Here is a 23,772-nt window from a genome sequence, read left to right as displayed (position 1 = left end):
CGGCCGGGGCGGGGACGGTGGTCGTGGTGTCAGGCAACGGGGCTCGCCTCCAGCGGGACGACCGGCAGGGACCTGGCCGGCAGGGGTGCGGCCGGCAGGCCGAGCCGCCGGTAGAGGTAGTAGGCCGCGCAGGCGCCCTCGCTGGAGACCATGGTGGCGCCGAGCGGGTTGCGCGGGGTGCAGGTGGTGCCGAAGGCCTCGCACTGGTTCGGCTTCAGCAGGCCCTGGAGCACTTCGCCGCTGCGGCACTCGGCCGGCTCGACGGTGGTGATGCCGGAGACCTGGAACCGGTGTTCGGCGTCCTGGTCGCGGTAGCGCGGCGACAGCCGCCACCCGCTCCGCGGGATCACCCCGATGCCCCGCCAGGCGCGGTCGGTGACCTCGAAGACGTCGGCCAGCATGGCCTTGGCGGCGGGGTTGCCCTCGGGCCGCACCGCCCGCTGGTAGGCGTTCTCGACGGTGTGCTCGCCGCGCTCCAACTGCCGTACGGTGCGGCGGATCCCCTCCAGGATGTCGAGCGGTTCGAAGCCGGTCACCACGATCGGCACCCGGTGCCGCTCGGCCAGCTCCGGGTACTCCTCCACGCCCATCACGCTGCAGACGTGGCCGGCCGCCAGGAAGCCCTGCACCCGGCAGTCCGGCGAGGTCATGATCGCCTCGATGGCGGGCGGCACCCGCACGTGCGAGACCAGCAGGCTGAAGTTGCGGATCCCGAGCTTGCGCGCCTGGTACACGGTCATCGCGTTGGGCGGCGCGGTGGTCTCGAAGCCGATGCCGAAGAAGACCACCTCGCGGTCCGGGTTCTGCTGGGCGATCCGCAGCGCGTCCAGCGGCGAGTACACCACCCGGACGTCCCCGCCCTCGCCGCGCACCCGGAACAGGTCGCGGTCGGTGCCGGGCACCCGCAGCATGTCGCCGAAGGAGCAGAAGATCACGCCGGGCCGGGAGGCGATCTCCAGGGCCTTGTCGATCACCTCCAGCGGCGTCACGCACACCGGACAGCCCGGGCCGTGAATCAACTCGACCCCCTCCGGCAGGAGTTGGTCGATCCCGTGCCGGATGATGGTGTGCGTCTGCCCGCCGCAGACCTCCATCAGCGCCCACGGCCTGGTCACCGTGGCGCGGATGTCGTCCAGCAGCCGGCGGGCCAGCTCCGGGTCCCGGAACTCCTCCAGGTACTTCACTCCTGCACCTCCTTCGCGGCGGCGCCCGCACCCGCGGCCGCCTCCCACGGATCGCCGAACTCCTCCTGCAGCAGGCCGAGTTCGTTGAAAAGCTCCAGCGTCTTGCGGGCCGACTCCTCGTCCAGCCGCTGCAGGGCGAACCCGACGTGGACGATGGCGTACTCACCCACCGCCAGGTCCGGCAGGTACTCCAGGCACACGTCCTTGACCACGCCACCGAAGTCGACGACGGCCATCCGGGTACCGTCCCGCTCCTCGATCTCCACAACCCTTCCGGGTACTGCCAGGCACATCCGGCTCTCCTTCACTGCTCCGCGACCGGTCGAACTGCTCACCCGCTGTTCAGGACTGGGCCTGCTCCGCCTCCCCCGCCGCCAGGCGCGCGGCCACCATCAGCTGCCCGAGGGCCAGGCCCCCGTCGTTCGGCGGGACCAGCCGGTGGCGCAGCACGGTGAAGCCGTCCGCCCTCAACTCCCGGGCGCAGAGCGATGAGAGCAGCAGGTTGGCGAAGACCCCGCCGGTCAGCGCCACCGTCTCCAGCCCGTGCTGCTCGCGCGCCGGCCGGCAGACCGTGCGGACCAGGCCGGCCACCGCCCGGTGGAAGCGCACCGCGAGCAGGCCGGGGGGTGCGCCCGCCCGCAGGTCGGCGGCCATCGCGGCGAGCACCGGCCCGGGGTCGGCGACCAGCGGCACACCGCCCGGGCCCGTCCCGTCCCCGTCCCCGCCCGGGCCTGGGCCCGGGCCCAGGGCGAACGCGTAGCCCGGACCCTCGTCGTCCTGGTGGGCGACGGCCGCCGCCTCCAGTTCGATCGCGGCCTGCGCCTCGTAGCCGGCCAGCTGGCAGACACCGGCCAGCGAGGCGGCCGCGTCGAAGAGCCGGCCCATGCTGGAGGTCGGCACGCAGTTCAGGTTCCGCTCCAACTGGCGCGCAAGCAAACGGAGTTCGTCCGGCGGGCAGGCCGCCACGCAGGGCAGGTCCGGCGTCCAGGGGATCCCGGCGGCGTACAGCTGGGCCAGCGCCATCCGGTACGGGCGGGCCACCGTGGCGTCGCCGCCGGGCAGCGGGGCGTACCGCAGGTGCGCGTACCGCCGGAACCCGTCGTAGTCGGCCAGCAGGACCTCACCGCCCCAGACGGCCCCGTCGTCGCCGTAGCCGGTGCCGTCGAAGGCCACCCCGATGACCGGCCGGCCGCCGTCGAGGCCGTGCTCGGCCATCGCGGCGGCGATGTGCGCGTGATGGTGCTGCACCTGGACGAGCGGACGGCCGGCGGCGTTGCGGCGCGCCCATCCGGTCGAGCGGTAGCCGGGGTGCCGGTCGGCGGCGAGGAGTCCGGGAGTGACGCCGGTGATGCCGCCCAACTGGTCGACCGCGCGGCCGAAGGCGCGCTGGGTGGCGAGGTCGTCCATGTCGCCGATGTGACCGGAGAGCCAGGCCCGGCGGCCCTCGCCGAGGCAGAAGGTGTTCTTCAGGTCGCCGCCGACCGCGAGCGCGGCCCGCACCGGCACCGGCAGGGTGACCGGCAGCGGCGCGTACCCGCGCGAGCGGCGGACGGGCAATTGCTCGCCGTCGCAGATCCGCACCACCGAGTCGTCGCACGGCACCTGGATCGGGCGGTCGTGGGCCAGCCAGGCGTCGGCGAGCGGGGCCAGCCGGACCAGTGCCTCGGCGTCGTCGGTGACGATCGGCTCGCCCGCGAGGTTGCCGCTGGTCAGCACGAGCAGCCCGGGGCCGGGCGGGTCGCCGGGCAGGCCGAGCAGCAGGTGGTGCAGCGGCGTGTAGGGGAGCATCACGCCCAGGTCGGGGCTGCGCGGCGCGATCTCCGCGGCGAGCGCGGGCCCGCCCGGCCGGCGGCGCAGCAGGACGATCGGCCGGGCCGGGCCGGTGAGCAACTCCCGCTCCGCCCGGTCGATCCGGACGTACGGTTCGATCTCGGCGGGCGAGCGGGCCATCAGCGCGAACGGCTTGTCGCCCCTGGCCTTGCGCCGGCGCAGCAGGGCGACCGCCCGCGGGTCGGCGGCGTCGCAGGCGAGGTGGTAGCCGCCGATCCCCTTGACGGCCAGGATCGCGCCGGCGGCGAGCAGCCGGCGGGCGCGGGCGACGGCGGCCGACCCGGTCGCCCCGGGCCCGCCGGGGGCGGTGAGGGTGAGGACGGGCCCGCAGGCGTGGCAGGCGACGGGCTGCGCGTGGAAGCGGCGGTCGGCCGGATCGCCGTACTCGCGGGCGCAGTCCGGGCACATCGGGAAGCCGGCCATGGTGGTGTTGGCCCGGTCGTAGGGCAGCGCGGTGACGATGGTGAAGCGCGGACCGCAGTTGGTGCAGGTGATGAAGGGGTGGCGGTAGCGGCGGTCGGCCGGGTCGGCGAGTTCGGCGAGGCAGTCCGCGCAGGTCGCGACGTCCGGCGGGATCAGGGTCCGGCGCGGCCCGCCGGGGCCGGAGGCGAGGATGGCGAACCCGCGGTCGCCGGTGACGGGCAGCGGCCGGTGGCTGACGGACTCGACCGAGGCCAGCACGGGTGCGTCGCTGGCCAGTCGGCGGCAGAAGTCGGCGAGCCGGTCGGGGTGGCCCTCGACCTCGGCCGTGACGCCCTCGCCGGTGTTGGTGACCTGGCCGTGCAGCCCCAGCTCGGTGGCGAGCTTGTGGACGAACGGCCGGAAGCCGACGCCCTGGACCACGCCGCGGACGGCGACCCGGCGCCGCTCGTGGACGGCCGGGCCCTGGTCGAGGGTCAAGACCGCTCTCCGGCCGGCAGGTGCGCGTGCCCGTGCGGGTGCGGGTGGTCGTGGTCGTGCTCCTGGTCGTGCGGGTGCTCGTGCGAGTACCCGTGCCCGTGCGAGTGCCCGTGCCCGTGCCCGTGCCCGTGCGAGTGGTCGTCACCGGTCCCGTGGGTGTGGCCGTCCGTCGCCGCCTGCCGGGCCATCACCGGCAGGTGCACCGGCCCGCCCGCGCGGACGGCCAGCGCCCGGTCGAGCAGGTCGCCCCGGCCCCGGCCGGTACGGGCCGAGGTGAGGAGGATCTCCACGCCGGGGTTGACCCGCTGGACGTTGGCCCGGAACGCCGCCTCGTCGAACTCCACCGCGGCGGCGATGTCGGCCTTCGTCACCACCACCAGGTTCGCCAGCCCGAAGGCGGTCGGGTACTTGAGCGGCTTGTCCTCGCCCTCGGTGACGGCGGCCAGCGCGACCCGGAGCGACTCCCCGAGGTCGTAGGAGGCCGGGCAGACCAGGTTGCCGACGTTCTCCACGAAGAGCAGCTCGGTGGCCTCCGGCAGCCAGCCGTCCAGGTACCGGCCGAGCATCGACGCCTCCAGGTGGCACAGCCCGTCGGTGAGCACCTGCTTCACCGGCACCCCGGAGCGGGCCAGCCGGGTGGCGTCGTTCTCGGTGGCGAGGTCGGCGGTGAGCGCCGCGACCGGGACGCCGCGCTCGCGGGCGATCGTGAGCTCGCTCTCCAGCAGGGCGGTCTTCCCGCTCCCCGGGCTGGACAGCAGGTTGACCGCGATCGCCCCGCGCGCGGCGAGCCCGGCCCGGAGGTCCTGCGCGCTGCGGTCGTTCTTGGCGAGCACGGCCTGCTGCAGGTCGACGACTCGGCACATGGCTTCAGCCTTCCTGGTTGGCGGGGGCGTAGGCCGGGCCGTCGGCCCGGCGCACGGCGGTGATCCGGAGTTCGCGCCCGGCCAGCAGCTCCGCCCGGACCCCTCCGCACTGCGGGCAGAGCAGGTCCGGCGGCATGCCCACCGCCCACTCGGCGGCGCACGGCCCGCAACGGGCCCGGCCGGGCACCGTCTCGGTGACCAGCTCGGCGCCCTCCAGGGCCGTTCCGGCGCAGACGAGTTCGAAGCAGAAGGCGAGGGCCTCCGGGACCACCCCGGCCAGTTCGCCGACCTCCAGGTGGACCGCCTCGACGGCGCCCGCCCCGGCCGGGCCGGCGGATTCCTCGACCTGTTCCACCACGGCCATCGCGATCGACATCTCGTGCATCGGCCTTCTTCCCGCGCGTGGTCGCCGCAGTGGGCGCCTGCCGTCGGGCCGGCGCCTTCGTCCGGGCCCCATTACAAGGCGTGGTGACCGCGCGGCCCGGCAGCCGCGCCGTCACCACGCCGGTGCCTACGCCATTCGCCGCATCCCCCGCGCGGGGGCGGCGGCCCGGGCCGCTCCTCACATGCAGCGGATCCGCAGATAGCGCTTGATGTCGGGCAGGCTCACCACGACGAGCAGGGTGACGGCCCCGGCCAGGCCGGCGATCAGGATTTTCCGCATGCTGGTGTCCTTCTCTCTTCTCGGTCCCCCGCCAGCACGGCCGCCGCTCGGTCCGCGGCGGCCGCGTCGTCGTTCCGCGCCTGGTCCCCGGCCGGCCGGCCGGGCCCCGTCGCGAGGTCCTGGGCCTCGTCCCGCAGCACCTGGAGCACCACCTCGACCGCCTCGCCGACCGCGGCGTCCACCGGCCCGCTGAGCCCGATGCCCTCCTCCAGCGACTGCGGTTCGCAGCCGACCACCAGGACGCGCCGGGGCGGGGCGCCGCCCGTCCCCGCGCTGAGCGTGTCCAGCAGCGCGAGGACGGCGTCGGGCCCCATCCGGTGTCCGTCCAGGACGGGGGACTCCGGCTCCACCGAGCCGGGGGTGGCCGCCTCGATGAGGTACACCGTGCCGGGCACGCCGCCCCGCGCGGTGGCGTCCACCAGGACCAGCGTCCGGTAGCCGTCCAGGAGTTGATAGGCCAGGTGGACGCCGCGGACGCCGAAGTCGACGACCTCCACGTCCGCCGGCAACGGCCGGGCGGCCAGCCGCCGGACGGTCTCCACTCCGAACCCGTCGTCGCCGAGGAAGATGTTGCCGACCCCCGCGACCAGCACCCGCCCTGCCGCGCCGGCGCCCGCGCTCACCCCTCCTCCAGCGGGACGACCTCGTCGGGCTGGAAGTACAGGAACCGGCCCTGCTGGCGCCAGAGGTCCGCGCCCGGGTCCCCCTCGACCGTCACCGCCAGGTGCACCGCGCCGTCGACGTCGTGCAGCACCGCCTCGACCAGGGCGGCGCGGCCGTCCAGGAAGAGGTCCTGCGCGTCGGTGCGCCGCAGCCCGGGCTTGAGCAGCACCCGGCTGCCTGCCCCGACCGAGCTGTCGCCGATGAGCACCCGGTCGCGGGCCGGGTCGACGCTGCGGTCGCCCGCCGGGTCCCACCAGGGGGTGTCCGGCCGCGTCGCGGTGAACGGGTCGTCCGGTCCGGTCACCCCGGCGGGCGGCCGCGGGTCGGCGGGCTCGGTGATCTCGCGCAACGCCCGGACTGCTCCGTGCAGCCGCTCCCACACCTCCGGCGGCAGCGAGTCGGCGAGGTCGATCACCTCGCCCGCCCGGAGGTCGGTGCCCCTCGCCTCGCGCTTCTCCCGGTCGGTGAGCGCGGTGGTGCGCAGGGCCAGGATCTCGTCGATCTCGGTCGCGTCGTAGAGGGTCCCGGCGCTCTCGGGAGCGACCATCGGGTGGTCCTCCAGGATGATCGGCGAGGAGAGCAGCACGTCCGCACGGCCCTCCTCACCGGCGAGCACGGGCCAGGTGTGCTCGTTGCGGCAGTCCGCGACGGCGCCCTTGGCCCACTCCGGCGGGTCGGTCATCGAGACGAAGGTGCCGTCGCTGAGGCCGAGCAGCAGGTGGGCGGAGATCAGCGAGTGCGGCAGCGCGGCGTCCCGGGCGTCGCCCTCCTTCGGGGCCCAGCCGCCGGCGTTCTCCAGCTCGGCCGTGAGCTTCAACGCCGTGTACGGGCCGGGCACTTCGGTGGCGCGCAGGCGCAGCAGGCCGTCCACCTGTTCGCGGCGGCGGTGCAGCCGCCCGGTCACCTGGCCCTCCTCGGTGTGGACCAGCTCGCTCTCCTCGCCGGCCGGCCGGCTGAACGGGACGCTGACCCCGGTGCCGGTCAACTCGTCGACGGGAATGGAGAGTTCGATGCGCTCCTCGACGCCCTCGTCCCACGGGACGAGGATCCGGTCGGGCAGTTCCAGCGCGTCGGTGACCTCGAACGCCCAGCCGGGCAGGGCCCGTTCGACGGTACGGCGCTGGGCCCGCAGGAAACGCACCTCGATCATCAGGGTGGCGCCCCGGCGGGGTTCCATCAGGCATTCGGTGCGCTGCGCGCAGTGCTCGGCGCTGTCCGTGCCCCACGCGGGCGGGACCAGGACGCCGAACTGCCAGCGCAGCCGGTTCTTGGCGGCCGACGCCCGGTACGGGTAGAGCACGTAGCCCTCGAAGAGCACGGCGTCGGCGATCTGACGGGCGGCGGAGAAGCGTGACTCCACCTCGGGCACGGACGCGCTGGTGGTCACCGGACGGTCCCTTCGGTCGACAGGTGTGCTGGTGCCGCGGCCGCGCCGAGCAGCCGGGCGGGTCGCGGCGCGGACGGGCCGCTGCCGGCGGAGGCCAGCAGGGCGGCGACGGTCGCCTCCCAGGAGGGCAGGGCGTGCCGGGAGCGGTATCCGAGCAGGGCGTCCATGGTCTCGTGGGGCAGCCGGATCCAGCCGCAGCCGGGGAAGTGCTGCTCGATCATCTCGTGCCAGACGGCGACGGGCATCGCGCAGCGGGCCTCGCGGTCCCAGGGCACCGGCTCGACCTGGAACCCGCCGGCGCCGGTGAAGGCGGTGCCGGAGAAGAGCAGCAGCAGCGGGGCCTCGCCGTCGGTCAGGGCGCCGAGGTAACGGGAGGCGGCGATGTCCATGTCGTAGGTGCAGGGCACCACCAGGTCCGCCTCGGTCTCCCCGGTGAAACCGGGCACGGTGAGCGAGACCTGGGCGAACTGCACCGGGTTCAGGGTGCTGCCCCAACGGGAGCGCTCGCCGAACAGGTCGGTGAGCCGTTCGCCCTCCTGGGCGCCGTAGCCGCGCCGGGCCGGCTCCAGCCGCAGCTGGCAGCGGAGCGCGAGGGCGTGCACCCGGGCCTGGTCGCCGGCGGTGATCCGGAGCCGGAAGACCAGGGTGGGGCCGGCCGCGTACGGGTCGGCCCGGACCCCGGTGCAGGTGAAGGTGAGTGGGGTCACGGCAGTTCGCCCTCCGGTAGGGTCCGGGCCCGGGCCCGGACGCGTTCGAAGAAGGCCGCGAGGTCGGCCCGGGCCTCGGCGCCGCCGTCGAAGCCCTGCCAGTGCAGGCGCATCCGGCCGACCAGCTCGTAGCAGATGTCGATCGGCACCAGGTAGCACTCGGTGCGGCCGGGTGCGCGGTGCAGCAGCAGGGCCTCGACGTCGTCCGCCAGGTGCGCGGACAGGTCGCTGCGGCCGAGCACCGACTCCCAGGTCTGCGGGTCGAGTTCGCTCTCGGTGGCACCGGCCGGGCTGGGGTACAGCGCGACCAGCCGCTCCAGGGCGGCGTTGCGGAAGAAGAAGGCGGTGCTGACCGGGATCTGCAGCTGCTCCCAGGCGCTGTCGTCGAGCCGGTGGTCCGGGTCGACGAGGTAGCGGTCGGGCACCGCCCGGTAGCGGCCTCCGCCGGCGCCGGCCTGGGCGAAGAGCATGGTGCAGGCCTGGCAGGCGCAGGCGAGGGCGCGCAGCTCGGTCTCCACCAGGTGCCGGTGGTCCGCGGCCAGCGCCTGCCCGCACAGTTCGCAGCGTTCCGGCTGCGGGGGCGCGGGCTCCCGCAGCCGGCGGAGCAGGGCGGTGCCCGGGCGGCCCGGGGCGGCCGGCGGCGCGTTCACCGGGCGCCCGCCGGCCTGGCGCCGATCTGCAGCAGGACCGGTTCGGGTGCGCGCGGCTCCGGGGCTTCCAGTTCGACCGTGGTCACCTCCGGTGCGAGGCAGGCGAGCGCGCCCTCGATGCTCTGCTGCGGGCTCTGCGCGGTGCTCGCGCATCCGCAGCCGCCACCGCCGCCCGCTTCGAGCCGCAGCCGCAGGGTCCCCGTGCCGGGGTCGAAGCCGAGCACCTCGGCGGGGTGGTCGGGCACCGCGGCCAGGGCCTGCCGGATCCGGGTGGTGACGTCGTACGGGTGCAGGTCGTGCAGCACCAGCAGGCCGGCCACCAGTTCGTCGTCCAGCAGGCGGGCCAGTGCGGGCGAGGGCCGGCCCGCGCCCGGGTCGCCGCCGGTACCGGTACCCGCACCCGCGCCCTCGTCGAGCAGCGCGACGGCGCGGGCCAGGCCGGCGCCGTAGAAGTCCATCAGCGCCCGGACCAGTTCCTCGGCGGCGGCGCCGGCCACGCGGTCGCCGGTGGCGGCCAGGCGGTCGAGGACCTCCTCGACCCGCCGGCCGGTCTGCTCGGCGCTCGGGGCGCCGCCCTGGGTCACGGTGTTCATCCGCCCATCCCGCTCAGCCCGGTGGGGACGTGCATCTTCTGCACCGTGCGCCCGTCGCCGACGTACATGTGGACGCCGCAGGGCAGGCAGGGGTCGAAGCTGCGGACGGCCCGCATGATGTCGATGCCCTTGAAGTTCTCCGGCGAGTTCTCCTCGAAGATCGGGGTGTTCTGCACCGCGTCCTCGTACGGGCCCGGCGTGCCGTAGGTGTCGCGGACGCTGGCGTTCCACGGGGTCGGCGGGTACGGGTGGTAGTTGGCGATCTTGCCGTCCCGGATCACCATGTGGTGCGAGAGCACGCCGCGCACCGCCTCGGTGAAGCCGCAGCCGAGGCCCTCGTCCGGCACCTCGAACTTCTCCCAGGTCTGGGTGCGGCCGGCGCGGACCTCGGCAAGGGCCTTCTCCGCGAAGTGCAGGGCGGCGCCGGCCGCGTAGGCCTGGAAGTACGTCCGGGCGCGGTTGCGCTCGATCGCGTTGCTCCACTGCGGGATCTTCCACTCGAAGCTGGTCTCCGGCTTCGTCATGGTGCGCGGCAGGTTGATCTGCACGCTGTGGCCGGTGGCCTTGACGTACCCGAAGTCGACCAGGCCGGACAGCGCGGTGGACCAGAGCCGGGCGAGCGGCCCGCCGCCGGTGTCCAGCGCCAGGTAGTCCTTGCCGTCGAACCAGCGCGGGGACATCACCCAGCTGTACTTGTCCTCGAAGTTGCGCTTCTGCGGCGCCGGGATGGTGTGCTGGTTCCACGGGTGGCGCGGGTCGACCGGGTTGCCGAGCGGGTCGTGGGTGACGAACTGCTCCTGCCCCTCCCAGTCCTGGTAGTAGGAGCTGCCGAGCAGGATCCGGATGCCGAGGTTGATCTCGGTGAGGTCGTTGGTGACCAGCTTGCCGTCGACCACGATGCCCGGGGTGACGAACATCCGCCGGCCCCAGTCGGTCATGTTGCGGTAGGTGAAGTCGCAGTGGTCCGGGTCGTTGAGGCTGCCCCAGCAGCCCAGCATGATGCGGCGCCGGCCGACCTCCTCGTACCCGGGCAGCGCCTGGTAGAAGAAGTCGAAGAGGTCGTCGTGCAGCGGCACGACGCGCTTCATGAACTCGACGTAGCGCATCAGCCGGCTGAGGTAGTCGGTGAAGAGCTGGACGGTCGCGACGGTGCCGACGCCGCCGGGGTAGAGCGTGGAGGGGTGCACGTGGCGCCCCTCCATCAGGCAGAACATCTCCCGGGTGTAGCGGGAGACCTGGAGCGCCTCGCGGTAGAACTCGCCCTCGATCGGGTTGAGCGAGCGCATGATGTCGGCGATGGTCCTGTAGCCGTGGTCACCGGCGTGCGGGGCCTCGGTGCGCTCCGCCAGGTCCAGCACCCCGGGGTTGGTCTCGCGGACCATCTTCTCGCAGTAGTCCACCCCGACCAGGTTCTCCTGGAAGATGTTGTGGTCGAACATGTACTCGGCGGCCTCGCCGAGGTTGATGATCCATTCGGCCAGGTGCGGCGGCTTCACGCCGTACGCCATGTTCTGCGCGTACACCGAACAGGTCGCGTGGTTGTCGCCGCAGATGCCGCAGATCCGGCTGGTGATGAAGTGCGCGTCGCGCGGGTCCTTGCCGCGCATGAAGACGCTGTAGCCGCGGAAGACCGAGGAGGTGCTGTAGCACTCCGCGACCTTCTTCTGCTTGAAGTCGATCTTCGTGTGGATGCCGAGGCTGCCCACGATCCGGGTGATCGGATCCCAGGACATCTCGGTCAGGCCGCTGCCGTCGCCGGCCGCCTTCGTCGTCGGTGCCATCGTCTCTCTCGTGCCTTTCTCGTCGGGGTGGTCACCGGGCGGAGAAGCCGGCCGGCTGGTTCGGCGTCAGGGAATCACCAGGGCGGCCGGTAGCCGGTCGCCAGCTTCTTCCCGGTGCGGCGCCACTTGGGTTCCTTGTCCACGGTGTCGGCGGTGATCGACCGCAGCTTGCGGATCACCAGGCCGTACGCGGTGCTGGCGGTGCTGGACACCTTGCCGCCGGGCGGCTCGTCCATGAACGGCATGAACTTGTCGGGGAAGCCCGGCATGGTGCAGGCGATGCAGATGCCGCCCACGTTCGGACAGCCGCCGACGCCGTTGATCCAGCCCCGCTTGGGGACGTTGCACTTCACCACCGGTCCCCAGCAGCCCAGCTTCACCAGGCACTGCGGCGAGCCGTACTCGGTGGCGAACTGCCCCTGCTCGTAGTAGCCGCCGCGGTCGCAGCCCTCGTGCACGGTCGCGCCGAACAGCCAGGTCGGGCGCAGCTTGTCGTCCAGCGGGATCATCGGCGCGGAGCCGGCCAGCTGGTAGAGCAGGTACAGCAGGGTCTCGGAGAAGTTGTCCGGCTGGATCGGGCAGCCGGGCACGCAGACGATCGGCAGGCCGGCCTTGGACTTCCAGTCCCACCCGAGGTAGTCGGGCACGCCCATCGCGCCGGTCGGGTTGCCGGCCATGGCGTGGATGCCGCCGTAGGTGGCACAGGTGCCGATCGCGACGACGGCGGTGGCCTTGGGCGTCAGCCGGTCCAGCCATTCGCTGGTGGTGATGGGCTGGCCGGTGGCGGGGTCGTCGCCGAAGCCGCACCAGTAGCCCTCCTCCTTGATCTTCTCGTTGGGGATGGAGCCCTCGACCACGAGGACGAAGGGCTCCAGTTCGCCGCGCTCCGCCTTGAAGAACCACTCGACGAAGTTGTCGGCGCCCTGCACCGGCCCGCACTCGAAGTCGATCAGCGGCCAGTGGACGGCGATCGGGGGGATTCCGGGCAGCGCGCCGGTGACGATCTCCTCGATGCTGGGCTGCATCGCGGCGGTCAGTGACACGGAGTCACCGTCGCAGCTCAGGCCGGCGTTGATCCAGAGGATGTGCACCAGCGGCAGTTCCTGGCCGCCCTGCGGGGCGGATCCTTCTACGGTGGTGGTTTCTGTCGCACCCATGAGGATGCCTCCTCGAACACTGGGACGAGTCCGACAAAACGGACTCGATTCTTCATAGCAGCACCAACCGCGGGAGGCTCAGGCAGAGGGAGCCGAAGCGGTGGCGGCGAAGATCGCAAGCGGGGACGGCCGGGCCGGTCAGACCCGCGGGGACGGGCCGGGCGGAGCCTGCGGGCCGGGCTCCGCCCGGTCCGTCCCCGGCGGTTCCGTGGGCGGCAGGTCCGGGGCCCGCCGGTCCAGCAGCCGCGGGTCCAGATGGGCGGGCGTGCCCGGCCGGGGACGCTTGCGCACGAAGGCGGACCTCAGCGCGTGGTACGGCTCCTCCGGCGCGAAGAAGTTGCGGTGCATCAGGGCCAGCTCCCGCTCCCGGTACTCGGCCAGCGGGCGCCGCGCCTCGTCCCGCTCGCGGGCCGCCTTCTTCGCGGCGATCAGGCCGTCGGCCGCCGGTCCGGCCGCGAGCAGCCCGGCCAGCCGGGCCGCCTCCCGTCCGAAATCCTCCGGCGAGGCCTCGATCACCCGGTCCACCAGGCCCAGCCGCTGCGCGCCGGCCGCGGTCAGCGGCAGGGCCGACCGGGTGAGCCGCTCGGCGGTGGCCGCGCCCACCCGCCGGGGCAGCGTGTACGTCCAGTACTCGGAGCCGTACAGGCCCATCAGCCGGTAGTGCGGGTTCAGCACCGCGCCGTCCCGGACCCACACCTGGTCGGCCGCCAGCGCCAGCGCCACCCCGCCCGCCGAGGCGTTGCCGCCGAGCGCCGCCAGCACCAGCCGGTCGGTGGTGGTCAGCACCGCCTCGACCAGGTCGTCCATCGCGGTGATGTTCGCCCAGGACTCCTCCGCGGGATCCGGCGAGGCCTCGATGACGTTCAGGTGGATGCCGTTGGAGAAGAAGTCCCGGCCGCCGCCCAGCACCAGCACCGAGGTCGGGCGCGAGCAGGCGAACCGGTACGCGGCGAGCAGCCGGCGGCACTGATCCGTGCTCATCGCGCCGCCGGGGAAGGAGAACCGGAGCAGGCCGGCCCGGCCCTGTTCCTGGTAGCGGATCTCCGCCCAGGTGCGGCGGTGCTCGGGCAGCTCCAGCGGGGTGGGCAGCTCCGGCAGCTCCGGCAGCCGGGTGCCCAGCGCCAGGACGGCCGGCAGCTTGAAGGTCTCGGGGCCGCCGGGTCGCCGGCGCGGGCGCAGCTCCGGGATCCACACCGCGCCGTCCGCCGTCGCCCGGCAGACCGCCCCGGTCCGGGTGGCCAGCAGCTCGCCCGGGCGTCCGCGCAGCTCGTCCTCGGGGTGGCCGCCGTGCAGGTACCACTCGCCGCCGAGGAGTTCGTCGAGGACGCCGGGCTGCGAGTCGGCCGCCCGCAGCTTGCGCAGCACCAGCTCGGCCGGGTCGGCCGCCCAGTCGATCGCGCGCAGCCCCTGGTCGAAGTACGGACGGACGTGCTCGGGGGCGTCCCGCTCCGGCCCGTGCTGCGGGCGGGGCCGGTACGTCCCGGAGGCGAACCGCCGGACGGCCAGCAGCACGGCCCGGACGGCGGCGTCGGAGGCCTCGTTGCGATAGAGGTCGCTCTTGCCCACCGGCGGCACCGGGAAGCCGGCGGTGGCCCAGACGTCGCCGCCGTCCATCCGCCCGTCCGCCTGGAGCACCGTCACGCCCCAGTGCTCGGCGCCCTCGTGGATCGCCCAGTCCAGCGAGGACGGGCCGCGGTCACCGGGCGGGCCGGGGTGGACCACCAGGCAGGGGTACCGGCTCCAGACGTCCGGCGGGATCACGGCCTTCAGCATCGGGGCGAGCACCAGGTCGGGCGCGTCCCGCCGGAGGGCCTCCCGGAGCGGCTCGTCACCACAGGCCAGGTGCACCGTCAGGCGGTGCCCGTGGTCGCGCAGTTCGGCGAAGACGCGCTGGGTCAGGCTGTTGAACGCGCTCGCCAGGAGCAGGACCCGCATCAAGACCTCCGGAGCCGTCCGGGCCGGCGACCGAGCAGCCGGCCCCGTCGGCAGCGATCGTCCCCCCGCCGTGGGGCGGCGGCCGGGCGACGCGGCGGCCGGGGGCGGCGAGGTCACCCGGTCGGTCCCGGCGGCGTCCTCGCGCGGGCACCGGGCCGACCTCGGGCGCGGCACCGGGCCGACCTCGGACGCGGCGGGTCAGATCCTGGTGAACCGGGCGATGTCCTCCTCGAACTCGGTGATCGCCTGCTCGGTGAGGGTGGGCCTGGTGCCGGTGATCGCGGCGAGGAAGTCCTCGGTGCCGGCCGGGCGGCCCTGCCGGTGCCGGACCTCCCGCTCGAAGGCCGCCTGCGCCCCCTTGCGGGCGGCGAACTCGATGTCGGCGGGGGTGAACATCCCGCTGGCCGCGACCAGCCGGTCCACGTCCACGCCGTCGGCGGCGCCCCCCAGGTAGCGGGACCAGATCGCCGCCCTGGCCACCGGGTCGGGCGGCCCGATCGGGATGACGTGGTCGAAACGGCCGGGGCGCAGGAACGCCGGGTCCAGCGAGCGGACCGAGTTGGTGGCGCAGACCAGCAGCCGGTCGTCGTACTCGCGGAAGCGGGGGATCAGCTTCAGCAGTTCGTTGGTCACCCCGTGCCCGGGGTCGACCGCGAGGCCGGAGCGGATCCCGGCGATCTCCTCCACCTCGTCGATGAAGAGCACGACGTTCGCCAGCTCCGCCAGGTCCGCGAAGACGTCCCGCAGCGAGGCCGCCAGGCCGGTCTCCGCGTCCGCGGCCAGCCGGGACGGGAAGAGCTCCACGAAGGGCCAGCCGAGCCGGGAGGCCACCGCCTTCGCGAAGCTGGTCTTGCCGGTGCCCGGCGGGCCGAACAGGATGACCGCCTTGGGCGGCGCCACCCCGTAGCGGCCGGCCAGCTCGCGCTCGGCCAGCGGCAGCACGATCCGCCGCTCCACGACCTGCTTCTCGCGCTCCATGCCGGCCAGCGCCTCCCACAGGCCCGCCGGCAGCTCGCGGCCGCCCAGCTCGGCGAGCAGGCCCGCCTCGGCCGCCCCGGCGTGCGAGAACTTCTCGAAGTACACCAGCCCGGCGCGGCGCCGGTACCCGCTGTTGCGCAGTGCCTGGGTGCCGGTGCCGCCCTCGGGGAGCAGCGCGCAGATCCGCCGCACGCCCCGCTCGTGCAGCCGGCGCTCCAGCTCGGCCAGCAGGGCGCTGCCGATCCCGCGCCGGCGCCACTGCGCGGAGAGCGCCATCAGCAGCAGCCAGGCCCGCTCGCCCTGGGCCTGCGCCACGGCCATCCCCACCAGTTCCTCGCCCACCACGGCCACCACCGCCGGCTGGCCGGAGTGGGCCGCGGCCATCACCTCGGAGACGGGGAACACCGGGAGCTGCTCGTCGGCCGGCCGGCTCCGGTCCCACACCAGGACGGCCTGGTCCAGATCGTCGTCGTGGAAATCCCGCAGTCTCCAGGCCGGCACCGCCACCACCTCGCCCTCGGCCGGGCGGCCGGCCGCGACGGACACCGCGGCGCACCCGGCCTTCGGTTCCACGGTAGGCGGCGCGGCCCGGGGCGTCCCGGCGGGCCGGCCGGGGCGAGAGGCCGCACGTGCGGGCGGGGACACCCGGGGCGGGCGGGCCGGTCGGCACGGATCGCTGGGCCGGGCAGGCGATGCGCCCTGCGGGGCTGGCCCGCCGCGGCCGGGTCTCTGCCTAGCGTGGGCCCGGGGCGTCTTCCCGGCCGTCCCGACCCGACCGATGTGGAGCCTGCCGTGACCGAGATCCCGACCTCCGAGCTGACCGGGACCTACACCATCGACCCCGCCCACACCGAGATCGGTTTCGTCGCACGCCACGCGATGGTGACCAAGGTCCGGGGCGCGTTCAAGGAGTTCGAGGGCACCGCGTACCTCGACGGGGAGGACCCGGCCAGGTCGACCGCCACCGTCACCATCAAGACCGCCAGCATCGACACCCGCAACGAGCAGCGCGACGGGCATCTGCGCACCAACGACTTCCTGGACGCCCCGACCTTCCCGGAGATCACCTTCGTCTCGACCAGGGTCGAGACGCTGGACGCCACCCACTTCCGGCTCGCCGGCGACCTGACCATCAAGGAGACCACCCGCGCGATCGGCATCGAGTTCGCGTACCAGGGCGCTGCCCGCGACCCGTACGGGAACCTCCGGGTGGGCTTCGAGGGCTCGGTGCCGATCAGCCGCAAGGACTACGGGGTCAACTGGAACGCCGCGCTGGAGGGCGGGGGCGTGCTGGTCGGGGACAAGGTCCTGCTGGAGTTCGAGATCTCCGCGATCAAGCAGGCCTGACCGGCCGGAGCGGGCCGCTGCCCCCGGGCGGACCCCCGGGACAGCGGCCCGCGGCCGTACCGGGCGGTACCCCGCTACCGGGCAGGTGCCCGGTGCGGGAGCCGGTGCGGCCGGCGGTGCGGCCGTCCGTGCTCAGTGCAGCAGGTTGTCCAGCGCGGCGACATCGGCACGCAGCGCGGGCAGCGAGGCGTACATGGTGGCGCCGGGGCAGTCGGTGGCCAGCCAGTCGCGGTGGCCGCTGATCATGTCCACCGGCTTGGTCACGCCGTTGACCGGGTTGACGAAGGTGACGTGCGCCTCCGGGTCCAGGCCGTGCCACAGGGTCAGGCCGGCGAGCAGCGCGGTCAGCGACGCGCGGGCCGCGTCGGTTGGCTGCTGGCCGACCAGGGTGCCGAGCAGGGCGATGCCCAGGTTGCCGGAGTTGAAGCCGGCGGTGTGGAAGGCCGTCACCACCTTGCCGGTGCTGTCGTGGGCCGGGACGCCGTCGGTGCCCGAGTAGCGGCCCTCGTAGATCCGGCCGGCCTCGTCGATCAGGAAGTGGTAGCCGATGTCGCCCCAGTCCAGGGTGATCGCGTGGTACTCGTAGATCGCCCGGACGGTGGCCGCCGGGTCGGGGTCGGCGTTCACGCCGTCGGTGTGGTGCACCGTCAGCGTCTGCAGCGGGTAGTACGCGGTGGGCGTGTTCTCCACGCCGTTCTTGAACCGCTTGCTCTCGTCGGCCCCCCACGCGGCGCGGGACAGGTACTCGATCCGGCCGAACATCGTCGGGGTGGTGGCGGGGAGCGTCACCTGGCGGCTCGGGCCGCCGACGGTGTCGATCGCGGCCGAGCGCACGTCGGTGGCGCCGTCGGGCAGGCGCAGGTCGAAGCCGAGCGCGCCGCCGGCCGCGATCAGCGCCGTGGCGGCGGTGGCCGGGTCGGCCTCGTGGCCGTCCGGACCGCCCGCGCAGCCGGCGGCCAGCGGCTGCCAGTCGGCCGGCGCGGCACCCTCGGCCTGGTGGAGCCGGATCGAGGCGCCGCGCTTGGGCCCGGTCCAGCTGACACCGACGTACTCGATCGGGAAGCTGGTGCGGACCGCGGTGGCCGCCTCGCCGGCCGCGGAGCTGGCGCGGGTCCGCGGGATGTCGGCGACCCGCTGACCGGCCGGCGGGCGGCCGCTCTGCGACGCCTGGCCGGCGGGGGCCTCGGCCGCGGCGGCGCTCAGCGGGGCCACCGCGACGGCCGCGGTCGCGGCGCCGATCGTGCCGATCACGGCGCGGCGGCTGACGGCAGGAGTGTGGTGCGGCATCGAGATCCCATCTCAACGTGGAACGCGAACAGGGGCAGGCGCCGATCGGCTCCCGGCCGGAGCTGCACGGACAAGTCGTCGGCCCGGCGGACACCCGCGGGTCCGCGCGGCCGGCCGCCCGGACCGACGGCGGCCGTCCTCCGCGCGCGAACCGGCCGGGCGAAGCGATGTCCAACGGCATGATCATGCCGGACGGCGCCAACGCCGCACCAACGAACGGCCAACGGAGCGGCCCCGGTGTTCGGAACCGGCTCCGGCGCAGGCCGGCCGCGCGTTGGCGCCGTCCGGGGCCGGCCCGGCCGGGGAGCCGTCGGCGGCCCGGCGCCACCAAGGAGTGACGGCCGACGGGGCGCCGCTGACGGTTCGTCGGGACGGGGCGCCGCTGGCTTCATCGCCGACGGGGCGCCGGGGTCACTGTTGTATACGACCGGCGGGAAGGAGCTCGCGCACCGGAGGGCCGGGCGGGCGGCGGCCCGCCCTTCAGGAGCGGTCGTCCGCCGGCCCGGGCGCCCGCCGCCGGTAGGCGCTCCGGGCGGCGGCGATGTGCCGGGCCACCACCGCGCGGGCGGCCTCCGGGTCGCCCTGCTCGACCGCCGCCACGATCTCCTCGTGCTCGCGCCAGGAGTCCTGGGCCCGGCGGGGCAGGTCGACGGAGTACACCCAGGCGATCTTCTGGCTCAGCTGGGTGACCAGCCGGCTCAGCGTACGGCTGCCCGAGGCGGCGGCGATCACCTCGTGGAACCGGCTGTTCAGCCGCGCCAGCTCGTCCAGCCGCCCGTCCTCGATCGCGGCCCGGCCCAGCGAGACCAGCTCCTTCAGCCGTCCCAGCTGCTCCGGCGTGCGGCGCAGCGCGGCCCGGCCGGCGCCGAGCGGCTCCAGCAGCGCCCGGACCTCCAGCAGGTCCTCGGCCTCGGCGTCGTCCAGTTCGACCACGACGATCCCCGCGTACGGGCGGGACCGGACGAAGCCCTCCGCCTCCAGGGCCCGCAGCGCCTCCCGGACCGGCACCCGCGAGACGCCGTAGCGGGCCGCCATCGACTCCTCGGTCAGCCGGGATCCCGGCCGGTGCACGCCCCGGATCACGTCCTCCCGGATCGCCCGGCACAGGGCCTGGGGCGAGATCCTGCCCCGCGGGCCGGCCTGCGGGGCACCCGCGCGTTCCATCGCCCACCTCGATTGAATACAATCGTCGTCAGGACGACGAAGAGACCGACGCCGCGAACGTACTACAGGCTGCCCCACGCCGGGGGCGCAGCCTTCGCGCCGGCGCCCGACAGCACGGGCGGGCACGGACTCGCACGGACTCGCACGGACAGAAGCAGATCAACGACAGGAAGGCGGCGCCGGGTGAAGAACCTCTCCGCACCCCTGAGCAGGGCCGCCGCCCGGTTCGGAGTCGACCCGTACATCCTGGCCCTGCTGGCCACCGTCGGGCTCGCGCTGCTGCTGCCCGCCCGCGGCGCGGTGGCCGGCGGACTCGGACACCTGATGACGGCGGCCATCGCCGTGCTGTTCTTCCTGTACGGCGCCCGGCTCTCGACCCGCGCGGCCCTGGACGGCGCCCGGCACTGGCGGCTGCACCTGACCATCCTGCTGGCCACCTTCGCCCTCTTCCCGCTGCTCGGCCTGGCGGCCGAGGCGCTGGCCGGCCCCGTACTCTCCCCCGAACTGGCCAGGGGACTGCTGTTCCTCTGCCTGCTGCCCTCCACCGTGCAGTCCTCGATCGCGTTCACCTCGATCGCGGGCGGCAGCGTGGCGGGCGCGGTGTGCGCCGCCTCCTTCTCCAGCCTGTTCGGCATCCTGCTGACCCCGCTGCTGGCCTCGCTGCTGCTCGGCGGCGGCGCCGTCCGGGTCGACGCCGGATCGGTGCTCACCCTGGTGCTGCAACTGCTGGTGCCGTTCCTGCTCGGCCAGTTCTCCCGGCGCTGGACGGCCGGCTGGATCGCCGCCCACAAGCCCGTCCTGACGCTGGTCGACCGCGGATCGATCCTGCTGGTCGTCTACACCGCTTTCAGCGAGGGCGTGGTCGCGGGCGTCTGGCACACGGTCTCCGCGCTCCAGCTGCTGATCCTGGCCGGGTTCTGCGTCCTGATCCTGGCAGCCGCCCTGGGCCTCACCGACCAGGCCGGGCGGCGGCTGGGGTTCACCCGCGCGGACCGCATCGCCGTCGTCTTCTGCGGCTCCAAGAAGAGCCTGGCGGCCGGCCTGCCGATGGCGGCGGTGCTGTTCGCCGCGAAGGACGTGGCCCTGATGGTGCTGCCGCTGATGCTGTTCCACCAGATCCAGCTGATGACCTGCACCGTGCTGGCCCGCCGCTGGGCCGCCGGAGCACCGGCGCCGGCCGACCCGGCCGGCCGGTCCACTCCCCCGGCGCCCCCGGAGGCCGCGACGGCCTCGGAACCCCCGGCCCCGCAGGTGCCGCACCGGGTCGGGTGATGCCCGGACGCGTCCGGCGTTCAGGACATTCGGGGTCCGGACCCGGGATTCAGGGCCACGGCTGCCCGGGTGGGCCGGCCGTGCCCGGCGACCGGGCTCAGAGGACCTGCTCGATCGCCGCCAGGACGTGCGGCCAGGCCGTGGAGGCGGGCTCGATGAGTTCGAAGTGGCCGGTGCCCGGCAGTTCGATCAGCTTCGCGCCGAAGTCGTCCCGGTAGCGGCGGGCCATCTCGACCGGAACGCGCTGGTCCTGGTCGCCGTGGACCAGGACGGTGGGGACCGACGGGGGGCCGAGGCGGCTCGGGTCGGCGGCGGCGTAGCGGTCCGGCAGGTCGTCCGGGCCGCCTTCGAGGAATTCGGCCACCGCCCCCTCCCCGTTCCCCGACCGCCAGGCCCGGGCCAGGTCGGTGACGGCGCCCAGGCCGACCACGCCGGCCACCCGGGGAGCCGTGTCGGTGCGGCCGGGGGCGGCCGCGGGCAGGCGGTCCCGGGCGGCGGCCCAGAGCGCGAGGTGGCCGCCCGCCGAGTGCCCGCAGTAGACCACCCGGCCGAGGTCGACCCGGCCGGGGTAGGCCGCGTCGACCAGTCCCGGCAGGGTGTCGACGGCCAGGGCCACATCGGTGAAGGTGGCCGGCCAGCCGCCGCCCGCCCCGGCCCGCCGGTACTCGACGTTGGCCACCGCGTACCCCTGTCCGGCCAGCGCCCCGGCCGCCTCGCCGGCGTGCAGCCGGTCGTGGCGGGCCCGCCAGAACCCGCCGTGCAGGAACAGCACCAGCGGGGCGGGCCCGGCCCCGGATCCGCGGGGCAGGATGACGTCGGCGACCTGGTCCGGATGATCGTGCCCGTACGCCAGCGTGGCGTCGGGGCCCGCCACCGGTGAATCCGATCCGCCGTTGCTCCCGGACATCGTCCGCCTCCCGCCTGGCCGTCCCTGGTCTCACCGAGGACTCTATGCGAGGGCCGTGACGGCGGGAGGCCCGTCCCCGGCGGCAGGCACCGGGACGACCTCAGCGGGCGGCCTCGGCCTCCCCCGCCCGCCCGGCGGAGGTGGCCCGGGCGGCCAGCGCGGCGGTGAGGCGGCGCTTGGACTCCGGCCACTCGGCGGCGGTGATGCTGAAGAGCACCGAGTCCCGGACGAAGCCGTCCCGCATCACCATGTGGCTGCGCAGCACGCCCTCCTGGGTCGCACCGAGCCGGGCGATGGCCGCCCGCGACGCGCTGTTGCGGAAGTCGGTGAGGAACTCGACGCGGTTGAGGCCGAGTTCCTCGAAGGCATGGGTCAGCATCAGCAGCTTGGCCTCGGTGTTCACCGCCGTCCGCTGCCAGGACCTGCCGAGGAAGGTGAAGCCGATCTCCAACCGGCGGTAGGGCAGGTTGACGGCCATCAGGCGGGTCGATCCGGCGACCCTCCCGGTCGCGGAGTCGATGGTGGCGAAGGCCAGTTGCTGCCCCTCGCGGTGCGCGGCGAGTGCCTGGTCGATGAACGCGGCGACGTCGTCCGGGTGCGGGACGAGGGTGACCGCGAGGTTCCACAGCTCCCCGTCGCGGACCGCCTCGCACAGGCCGTCGTGGTGCCCGTGGCCCAGCGGTTCGAGCCGCACGTGCCGGCCGGTCAGGACGACCGGGCGCAGCCTGCCCCCGGGGTCGACCGCCGAGCCGGCGGCGGGCGGGGCCTCCGTGGGCGGGTCGTTGTCGGCCGGGCCGTCCGGGGCCGGGGCGTTCGCGGCCGGGGCGTTCGCGGGCGGGGCGTCCGTGGCCCGGGGGTCCGTGTCCTGCGGCTCTCCGTCAATGCTGATCATGGGAATCACCCTAGTGACGGCGCCAAGCGCTTTTCCGGGCCCGCGAGGGGTACCCGCCGCCCCGGGCGACGGGGGTCGGGCGCTCGGGGCCGGACCTCGGCGGCCGTGGGGCCGGAGAATCAGGTGCTGGAGGCCGGCGGCCGGCCGGCGGGCTCCCCTTCCCGGACGGTGTCAGCGTTCGGCCGAACGCTGCCGGCCCAGGGCCGTCCGCTCGCGTCGGACCGGCCCGAACTGCTCGACCCGGCGGGCGTGCCGGCCCCCGTACTCCCAGCGGCGCGCGTCCGCGATGAGCGCCGCCAGCGCCTCGGCGTCCTCGGTCTCACGGGGCTTGCGGCCGAACATGGGCAACCGTCCGTCTCTGGGCGAGGCTCTTCGCCCGGTCGTGCGAGTGGACTTATGAGTGTTCCCCCGTCACGCCGGTCCGCCACGTCGCACAGGCACGTGTCGTGTCACGAGGAGGTAACGGTACGCATGCGGCTGAGCGGCGGCCCGGCCGGAACCGGGCCGCCGCTCAGCCGCACAGGACCTCAAGCGCCCGGGTGCCCCGGCGCTCGGGGGCTCGGGGGCTCAGGGGCTCAGGGGCTCGCGGGCTCGGGGGCTCGGGGGCTCAGCCGACCGGGATGCCCGGGTTCACCAGGCCGTCGCCCCCCGTGACGGTGTTGTCCGCGGCGACCGTCACCGGGCAGCCGGCGGGGTCGTAGTTGGTGATGCCGAACGCGTACCGCCCGGCGGTGCCGTTGGCGGGGCCCAGGTCCGAGGTGTTGTGCCGGAACACCGTCCCGCAGCCCCAGCCGGGCTGCTGGGTGTGCGTCTGGTAGCCGTCCTTCAGGGTGCCGACTCCCTTGTTGTTCTCGATGACGTAGTTGTTGCCCTTCACGTCGACCCAGGAGTCGTCGAAGTTCTTGTTGGTGAGGCCGTCGCCGTAGAAGGTGTTGCCCGAGACCAGCCCGCCGGTGGTCCCCTCCTTCAGGTCGATGTTCTCCCCGCCGACCCGCGGACCGATGACGTTGCCGAGGATCTGCACGTAGTCGCTGCGGTCGGCCAGGGTGTTCGCGGTGCCGACGTAGACGCCCTCGCCCTTGCCGTCGCCGAGCGTGCCGGTGTCGCGGACGGTGGAGTTCTTCAGCACGCCGTAGCGGCTGGAGTTGCGGAAGTGCACGCCCTCCATGGTCAGGTTGCGCACGGTGACCGAGTCGATCACCACATGGTCGGCCGTGTCGACCACGATGCCCTTCTGGGCCCCCGTCACCGTGATGCCCCGGACGGTCCAGTACCCGGCACCGTCCAGGTGCAGGCCGTAGCCGCCGCCGGTCGTGGTGGTGAGCACGGCGTTCGCGGAGCCGGTCAGGGTGATCCGCTGGTCGGCCGTACCGGGCCGGGTGGTCGAGAAGTTGCCGAGGTAGGTGCCGTCGGCCAGCTCGATGGTCTGACCGGGTACCGCTGCCGCCAGGGCCGCCTTCAGCTCCTTCGCCGTGGTCACCCGCACGACTCCGCCGCCGGTGGTCGGGGTTGCCGACGCGGTCGGGCCGGGAGAGCCGGTCGGCGTGGCGGTGGCCGTCGGCGTGGCGGTGGCCGTCGGCGTGGCGGTGGCCGTCGGCGTGGCGGTGGCCG

Annotated in this window: 23 protein-coding genes; 2 read left to right on the top strand and 21 right to left on the bottom strand. The window is 74.4% G+C overall.

Features of this window, described 5'->3' with window-relative positions; translation table 11 throughout:
• Positions 1–29 precede the first annotated feature (29 nt).
• The 15 genes from hypD to IE329_RS28650 form a co-directional block, all read right to left on the bottom strand.
• Positions 30–1,184, bottom strand: a complete 1,155-nt coding sequence (hypD, locus tag IE329_RS28715; protein ID WP_190213903.1) for a hydrogenase formation protein HypD — start codon at positions 1,182–1,184, stop codon at positions 30–32.
• A complete protein-coding gene (locus IE329_RS28710) occupies positions 1,181–1,477 on the bottom strand; it encodes a HypC/HybG/HupF family hydrogenase formation chaperone (protein ID WP_190213902.1) in 297 nt (98 codons plus the stop codon). The genes hypD and IE329_RS28710 overlap by 4 nt, the downstream gene beginning before the upstream one ends.
• Before the next feature lie 49 nt (positions 1,478–1,526).
• Positions 1,527–3,914, bottom strand: a complete 2,388-nt coding sequence (gene hypF, locus IE329_RS28705) for a carbamoyltransferase HypF (protein ID WP_190213901.1) — start codon at positions 3,912–3,914, stop codon at positions 1,527–1,529.
• The gene (gene hypB / locus IE329_RS28700; RefSeq protein WP_190213900.1) at positions 3,911–4,777 is read right to left on the bottom strand and encodes a hydrogenase nickel incorporation protein HypB; all 867 of its coding nucleotides are present in this window, start codon (positions 4,775–4,777) and stop codon (positions 3,911–3,913) included. Before hypB ends, hypF begins: the two co-directional genes overlap by 4 nt.
• Positions 4,778–4,781: 4 nt before the next feature.
• Positions 4,782–5,162 (bottom strand): hydrogenase maturation nickel metallochaperone HypA, encoded by a 381-nt coding sequence (gene hypA, locus IE329_RS28695; protein WP_190213899.1) that lies wholly within the window; start codon positions 5,160–5,162, stop codon positions 4,782–4,784.
• 177 nt (positions 5,163–5,339) lie between these two features.
• Positions 5,340–5,441, bottom strand: coding sequence for a DUF6893 family small protein (locus IE329_RS42085; RefSeq protein ID WP_373311327.1), 102 nt, complete (start codon positions 5,439–5,441; stop codon positions 5,340–5,342).
• Positions 5,426–6,064, bottom strand: a complete 639-nt coding sequence (locus tag IE329_RS28690) for a hydrogenase maturation protease (protein WP_373311325.1) — start codon at positions 6,062–6,064, stop codon at positions 5,426–5,428. Before IE329_RS28690 ends, IE329_RS42085 begins: the two co-directional genes overlap by 16 nt.
• Entirely contained in the window at positions 6,061–7,491 is a 1,431-nt protein-coding gene (locus IE329_RS28685) for a hypothetical protein (protein ID WP_190213898.1), read from the bottom strand. The genes IE329_RS28690 and IE329_RS28685 overlap by 4 nt, the downstream gene beginning before the upstream one ends.
• Complete coding sequence (locus IE329_RS28680; protein WP_229927841.1) at positions 7,488–8,198, bottom strand: DUF6084 family protein; 711 nt, start codon at positions 8,196–8,198, stop codon at positions 7,488–7,490. The genes IE329_RS28685 and IE329_RS28680 overlap by 4 nt, the downstream gene beginning before the upstream one ends.
• Positions 8,195–8,848 (bottom strand): DUF5947 family protein, encoded by a 654-nt coding sequence (locus IE329_RS28675; RefSeq protein WP_373311323.1) that lies wholly within the window; start codon positions 8,846–8,848, stop codon positions 8,195–8,197. The genes IE329_RS28680 and IE329_RS28675 overlap by 4 nt, the downstream gene beginning before the upstream one ends.
• Complete coding sequence (locus IE329_RS28670; protein WP_190213897.1) at positions 8,845–9,441, bottom strand: hypothetical protein; 597 nt, start codon at positions 9,439–9,441, stop codon at positions 8,845–8,847. The genes IE329_RS28675 and IE329_RS28670 overlap by 4 nt, the downstream gene beginning before the upstream one ends.
• Positions 9,438–11,222 (bottom strand): nickel-dependent hydrogenase large subunit, encoded by a 1,785-nt coding sequence (locus IE329_RS28665; RefSeq protein WP_190213896.1) that lies wholly within the window; start codon positions 11,220–11,222, stop codon positions 9,438–9,440. The genes IE329_RS28670 and IE329_RS28665 overlap by 4 nt, the downstream gene beginning before the upstream one ends.
• Positions 11,223–11,296: 74 nt before the next feature.
• Positions 11,297–12,379: an NADH-quinone oxidoreductase subunit B family protein gene (locus IE329_RS28660; RefSeq protein WP_190213895.1), complete on the bottom strand. Its 1,083-nt coding sequence runs from the start codon at positions 12,377–12,379 to the stop codon at positions 11,297–11,299.
• A gap of 138 nt (positions 12,380–12,517) precedes the next feature.
• The gene (locus IE329_RS28655) at positions 12,518–14,314 is read right to left on the bottom strand and encodes a hydrogenase maturation protein (RefSeq protein WP_190213894.1); all 1,797 of its coding nucleotides are present in this window, start codon (positions 14,312–14,314) and stop codon (positions 12,518–12,520) included.
• 198 nt (positions 14,315–14,512) lie between these two features.
• On the bottom strand, positions 14,513–15,838 hold the full coding sequence (locus IE329_RS28650) for an ATP-binding protein (protein WP_373311322.1): 1,326 nt from the start codon (positions 15,836–15,838) through the stop codon (positions 14,513–14,515).
• Between the two features lie 246 nt (positions 15,839–16,084).
• On the opposite strand from IE329_RS28650, the gene IE329_RS28645 reads away from it, so the two are divergent.
• Complete coding sequence (locus IE329_RS28645; protein WP_190213893.1) at positions 16,085–16,639, top strand: YceI family protein; 555 nt, start codon at positions 16,085–16,087, stop codon at positions 16,637–16,639.
• Positions 16,640–16,771: 132 nt separating this feature from the next.
• On the opposite strand, the gene IE329_RS28640 is transcribed toward IE329_RS28645, so the two are convergent.
• Positions 16,772–17,926 (bottom strand): N-acetylmuramoyl-L-alanine amidase, encoded by a 1,155-nt coding sequence (locus IE329_RS28640; protein WP_190213892.1) that lies wholly within the window; start codon positions 17,924–17,926, stop codon positions 16,772–16,774.
• Between the two features lie 480 nt (positions 17,927–18,406).
• The gene (locus IE329_RS28635; protein ID WP_190213891.1) at positions 18,407–19,090 is read right to left on the bottom strand and encodes a GntR family transcriptional regulator; all 684 of its coding nucleotides are present in this window, start codon (positions 19,088–19,090) and stop codon (positions 18,407–18,409) included.
• 183 nt (positions 19,091–19,273) lie between these two features.
• Between IE329_RS28635 and IE329_RS28630 the strand changes: the two genes are divergently transcribed.
• Entirely contained in the window at positions 19,274–20,362 is a 1,089-nt protein-coding gene (locus IE329_RS28630; RefSeq protein WP_229927840.1) for a bile acid:sodium symporter family protein, read from the top strand.
• Between the two features lie 97 nt (positions 20,363–20,459).
• Here the strand turns inward: IE329_RS28630 and IE329_RS28625 are convergent, their stop codons facing one another.
• The 4 genes from IE329_RS28625 to IE329_RS28610 form a co-directional block, all read right to left on the bottom strand.
• Positions 20,460–21,236, bottom strand: a complete 777-nt coding sequence (locus IE329_RS28625; RefSeq protein WP_229927839.1) for an alpha/beta hydrolase family protein — start codon at positions 21,234–21,236, stop codon at positions 20,460–20,462.
• A 133-nt stretch (positions 21,237–21,369) separates the two neighbouring features.
• Positions 21,370–22,161 carry a GNAT family N-acetyltransferase gene (locus IE329_RS28620; protein ID WP_190213889.1) on the bottom strand — a complete coding sequence of 264 codons (792 nt, stop codon included), beginning with the start codon at positions 22,159–22,161 and terminating at the stop codon, positions 21,370–21,372.
• A gap of 171 nt (positions 22,162–22,332) precedes the next feature.
• A complete protein-coding gene (locus tag IE329_RS28615) occupies positions 22,333–22,503 on the bottom strand; it encodes a hypothetical protein (protein ID WP_190213888.1) in 171 nt (56 codons plus the stop codon).
• A gap of 265 nt (positions 22,504–22,768) precedes the next feature.
• On the bottom strand, positions 22,769–23,772 hold a 1,004-nt coding region (locus IE329_RS28610; protein ID WP_373311321.1), incomplete at its 5' end, for a right-handed parallel beta-helix repeat-containing protein.

Origin of the sequence: Kitasatospora indigofera (genome assembly GCF_014655955.1) — a bacterium.
Classification (GTDB): domain Bacteria; phylum Actinomycetota; class Actinomycetes; order Streptomycetales; family Streptomycetaceae; genus Kitasatospora; species Kitasatospora indigofera.
This window is presented reverse-complemented; position numbering and strand designations above follow the sequence as displayed.